The sequence below is a fragment of the Moorena sp. SIO3H5 genome (genome assembly GCF_010692395.1).
Classification (GTDB): Bacteria; Cyanobacteriota; Cyanobacteriia; order Cyanobacteriales; family Coleofasciculaceae; genus Moorena.
Map to the genome: position 1 here is coordinate 1 of NZ_JAAHHS010000487.1, position 5,220 is coordinate 5,220.

General features: G+C 46.4%; 4 protein-coding genes. 2 read left to right on the forward strand and 2 right to left on the reverse strand.

The genetic code is table 11. The features are described 5' to 3' along the window. The first annotated feature begins 24 nt into the window (after window positions 1–24). Complete coding sequence (locus F6K52_RS31895) at window positions 25–2,085, forward strand: pentapeptide repeat-containing protein (protein ID WP_293088386.1); 2,061 nt, start codon at window positions 25–27, stop codon at window positions 2,083–2,085. Window positions 2,086–2,811: 726 nt separating this feature from the next. Here the strand turns inward: F6K52_RS31895 and F6K52_RS31900 are convergent. Next, window positions 2,812–3,387: an EF-hand domain-containing protein gene (locus F6K52_RS31900; protein ID WP_293088388.1), complete on the reverse strand. Its 576-nt coding sequence runs from the start codon at window positions 3,385–3,387 to the stop codon at window positions 2,812–2,814. A gap of 237 nt (window positions 3,388–3,624) precedes the next feature. On the opposite strand from F6K52_RS31900, the gene F6K52_RS31905 reads away from it, so the two are divergent. Continuing rightward, window positions 3,625–4,110 (forward strand): cupin domain-containing protein, encoded by a 486-nt coding sequence (locus F6K52_RS31905; RefSeq protein ID WP_293088391.1) that lies wholly within the window; start codon window positions 3,625–3,627, stop codon window positions 4,108–4,110. A 272-nt stretch (window positions 4,111–4,382) separates the two neighbouring features. Here the strand turns inward: F6K52_RS31905 and F6K52_RS31910 are convergent. Then, window positions 4,383–5,220 (reverse strand): hypothetical protein (locus F6K52_RS31910; protein WP_293088393.1); only part of this gene is annotated, 838 nt, incomplete at its 5' end.

Sequence of the window (5,220 nt, forward strand, 5' to 3'; positions counted from 1 at the left end):
TGAAAGAAGTTGGTCCGGGCTAAAGTGGTCTCCCACCCTTTTTCCTACAAGGTAAAAAAACAGGCAAACCCAGTTAACTTAGAAAGTTGGGCAAAACAGCAGCTTACTAATCCTGGCCAACATGATCAGGTGATGTTTATTCAGGGGGGACCAGGGCGCGGGAAAAGTGTCTTTTGTCGGATGTTTGCGGATTGGGTGCGCCAGCACTTGCATCCGATCTGGACACCTATATTAATTCGACTGCGGGATATTCATGCTTTTGAGGAAAATATCGAGAATACCCTCAGCGCTTCTGTTCAGGCAGATTTTGCCAAGAAAGATGGCTGGTTGACTGACCCCAATACTCGTTTTTTGTTCTTACTGGATGGCTTTGATGAGTTGCGGATGCAGGGGAGAACTACTGGCGGTATTGAAGATTTTCTCAAAAAGGTGGGGTACTATCAAGAAAACTGCCAGCGAAACCCCCAATTGGGACATCGGTTTTTAGTTACCGGCAGAGAGTTGGCATTGCAAGGGATTGTTACACCAAGGAATCTGGAGCGGGTGCAAATAGCACTGATGGATAAGACCCTCCAGCAGCAGTGGTTTAGCAACTGGGGAAACCTCGTTGGTCAGGATAAAGCCACTGGGTTTAAGAAGTTTTTGCAAGCCCAACACTGTCCAGAACGAGTAAAGGAATTAGCCCAAGAGCCCCTATTACTCTACCTGTTAGCAGCTATGCACCGGGATGGTAAATTAACAGACCAAATGTTTGAGGGGACTAGCAGTATTAATGCCAAAATTCTGATTTATCAAACCGCCCTAGACTGGGTACTGACCAAGCAGCGTCCCGAAGACCTCAATTTTGAACTAACTGAACAGCAAACCGACGATTTGCGGCGGATTCTGACCGAAGCGGGGTTATGCGTTACCCAAGCTGGTGGGGAATGGGCTTCTATGACTATGATTGAGGAACGCCTGAAAGGAGATGATGGTGCCAGAGAACTCCTAGAAAAAGCCCAAAAGCGCATTGGCGAAAACCCCCTCAGAAATGCCTTGGCGGCGTTTTACCTGCGACCAGCCTCTGGTTCTGTTGTCAAAGAAGGGGCAGTGGAGTTTGTCCATAAAAGTTTTGGTGAGTTTTTGTGTGCTCTGCGCTTGAAAGAAAGCCTCGAAGAGTGGACAGAACCCCGTAAGAAGGGTCGAGGATTTACTATCAATCACGATCAGCTGGCAGAGGAAATCTACGATTTACTAGGTTACGGCAGACTAACACCAGAAATTGTGGACTATTTGATGGCGCTGCTAGATACCAGTGATGACTTTCGACCGGTGGAGTTATTTGAGCGCTTGGAAGATTTCTATTTGTGCTGGTGCAATGGGGAATTTATTGACATCCTAGACGAAACCACCCTACCCCAGAAAACCGGTCAAAAATTGCGCAAGCATGGCGTTGAGTTAGGTCAGCGACAGGTAGATATCGCTGCTGGTCTCAATACCATGATTTTGCTCCTAGAATTAAACCGTTACGCCGAGAAAAAGAATGAACTTAAGGATAAAATTGATTTCCATCCCTGCGGTAAACCAGACACGGAAGGGTTTGATCGTCAGCGATTGCTTCGCATGATTAGCTACAGCAATAGCGTTGAGTTTGACAATTTTTTAATAACAATTAGACGATTCCTTAGGCAGGCAGACCTCAGTGGGGCAAACCTAAGCTGGGCATACCTCAGTGGGGCAGACCTCAGTGGGGCAGATGTCAGCTGGGCATACCTAAGCTGGGCAAACCTCAGTGGGGCAGACCTCAGTGGGGCAGACCTCCGCTCGGCAGACCTGAGCTGGGCAGACCTTAGTGGGGCAGACCTCCGCTCAGCACATCTTCCCTCGGCAGACCTCAGTGGGGCAGACCTCCGCTCGGCAGGCCTTCGTGAGGCAAACCTCAGTGGGGCAGACCTTCGTGAGGCAAACCTCCGCTCGGCAGACCTTCATGAGGCAAACCTCGAAAACATTTTCTGGGATGAGGACACCAAGTGGGCGAACGTGCGGGGGTTGGAGACAGCGATTAATGTGCCAGAAGCTTTAAAAAATTACCTAACCTCAAGCTAGCCTGCGTCTAGGGAATTTTTATGGGATTGACCTGCATGTCACGCTACGGGATTGACTTTTGGTGACGCTATGGGATTGACTGAAAGTCACGCTATGCGATCGCTAATTTATTGTCACTAAGCCCGTTATAACAGCACTCATCTTTTCCTGCTCCAGCCAAGGTGTCAAATGATATTCCGATAATTACCCTTAATCAAAATCTCCCCAAACTCCCCAAACTTTGACTGCAGCGCCGACCTGCGGGGGTTTTCCCCATGAGCGACTGCATCAACACACAGCAAGATTGTTCATAACCTATTTATATAGCAATTCTACGACTTGTGAGGTACAAATTTATGGTTTTTAGGGAGCAGGGAGCAGGGAGCAGGGAGCAGGGAGCAGGTAAGATGTAAAAAATAATGTGTACCTCATGAGTCCTAGAAACGCTATATTACTTATTACTTATTACTTCTTACTTATTTCCTAAAACCCATAAAATTGTACCTGATTAGGAAAAAGAATTGCTATATATATAGCACTAAGCATTAAGGTGTTTGACGTTGATAAAAACTGAAAAGCTGTTGTAGTAAACTTTTGCCTATTCCCTATTGCCTTTTGCCTTGCGCGTAGCGCTATACAAGTAGTGATTTTAGCTCCCGTTACCTTTACCAGACCGTAGACAAATCACTACATCTTTCCGACTACCCAAAGTCGAAAAAAATGCCACAAAATATTGATTAAATAGTTCTATTGATCGACTAACGGCCCATAGGGAAGCGGAAAAAAGCTTGGGTCGCTACCGTCTTCAAACCAGTAGTGTATATGACCTTCTATAAACTCGTCGCGGCTGATGGAACCGTTGCCATCAACATCAATGCTATTGAAAGCTTGATCGGCGCGGTCAGAGTCCTCTTCCCCGAAATATATTGCCAGATACTTCCGGTACTCTTCACTGGAGATCTCTCCGGAGTTATCGGTGTCGATGATATCAAAGAATACTTCGTTCTTGCGCCTAGCCACTTCCCGTGCCGATTCGACCAAGGTGACGGCCTTCGCGGCGTTGGCGACACACTCTTCTTCGCTGATTCTGGTGTTGCCATCGACCGGAGCCCCTCCAGCCATCATGTTTTTAAACAGGGCGCGAAACAGCTCCCGGATTTCTTGAGACCTCGACGGATCACCTCCAAGTTCGACCAACCTATCTGCGGTATGTTCGTAGTCGGAGAGGGACAAAAATCCATCTCGATCGACATCCATGGCCTGGAAGAAAGTTTTCACCCTGGCCACCCAAACACTGGATGACAAAAACTTTTCTGGAGACATTTTTCCTAAATTCCGTAATAAAGCCCGAAATATTATACCAGCCTCGACTAGGTGTTGTCAAGACTGCGCAGGTGGCTAGGAGTTAACATTGAGGGATTTAGTCAAAGTCCCAATGGAGCAAATGATTTGGTAAAAGTCCTCTGAACTAGGGAACAGTAAAGATACGTTTTACTGGAAAAATCAGCAAGAAAGACTATCGTAACTGCATAACGCACGACAAACCATTATTATTGAACGTTGGTAAAAACCATAGAAGATAGAACAGATATGGATGCGGAGTACATTATACAAGCATTGCAACTGGTACCACATCCTGAGGGGGGGTTTTATCGAGAGATGTATCGATCAGATCAGGTGCTAAAGACACCTTTTGGAGATCGGTCTGTTGCTACCTCAATCTATTATCTCCTCCGTAGTGGTGAATATTCATCGTGGCATCGTATTAGGTCTGATGAACTGTGGTTTTATCATGCTGGTGTACCATTGTGTCTCAACTACCTTGACGAGACCGGTTCACAGCGGGGGATACTACTGGGAGCCGGTTTGACAGATGGTGTTCATCCTTACTATTGTTTGCCGCGCGGTACATGGTTTGGGGCGATTCCTTCACAAGATGGTAGTTTTTCTCTGGTGAGCTGCGTTGTTGCACCAGGCTTTGACTTTGCCGACTTTGAGTTGGCAGAAAGCGGAGTGTTCCCTCAGATAAGCCAGGAGTTATTGTGATTGAGGAGCTGTTATGGGATGGTTCTAGGGAGTCGCTATGGCATTGACCTTGGCCAAAGGCCTCAGCTTCCGCGCTTATGCGATCGCGTAGCGGCTCGAAAGGAGCATCGCGCAGCGAACGCAAACAACAGATGGGTCTACGGAATTTTTATGGGATTGACTTAAAGTCACGCTACGCGAACGCATAAAAGGGATGGGTCTAGGAAATTTTTATGGGATTGACTTAAAGTCACGCTACGCGAACGCAAACAAGCAATAAGTCTACGCAGCTGTTATGTGTCTTTGCTAGAACTATTAAAAGATTGATTGTAAGGAAACAGAGTATCCAGTAATCGGTTCAAGCTCCCCTGCCCATGAACAGTAGGCTGAGTCTTTGGAGCTGGTGATTCTGTCTGCGACTCAGGGGTCGTCTCAGATTCAATAGTCTCTGTTGTATTACTCTCTGTAGTATTGGTATCTATAGAATTAGTCTCTGTAGAATTAGTCTCTGTAGAATTAGTCTCTATAGAGTTGGTTTGCATTGTATCTGTTGTATCTGTAGCCACCGTGGTAGTGGTGGATGGCACTTTACCATTAACAGACTCAGTGGTAAAGCTTTGATCAGGTACAGCTGATGACGACTCCTGAGGTTTCTGCTCCAAGCTATCAGGAGTTGGTTGAGACTCTTTCGGTAATGGACGCCCCTTATCTCCCAACACCGACGCTGAGGGCACCACTTGTAAAGATTCCACAGAATGATTCCAAATTGTCGTCAGGGAGCCAATACTAGCATTAGCGCCAATTTTTCCCTTCCCCACGACTAGAACCCCAGCCCCTAAACTTGCTCCTGATTCCACCTCCACAGTACCTTTGTGAGCATGAATAATTGCTCCCATACCGATACAAACACCGGCTGCAATCGTTATTTTACTGTCTGGATCTGCTCGCAAAATTACCCCTGCTGAAATAACAGCACTAGGATCAATGCTCACATTTCCTTCCACGTATATATGAGAATTATTACTCAATAGAAGTTTAGGCAAGTGCATAATTTTTGGCACAGTAGACTTCGCCGCAATTGTCGGGGTAAAGAATTCTGGGTAAACGGTTTTGGGATTAAATTTGACTCTA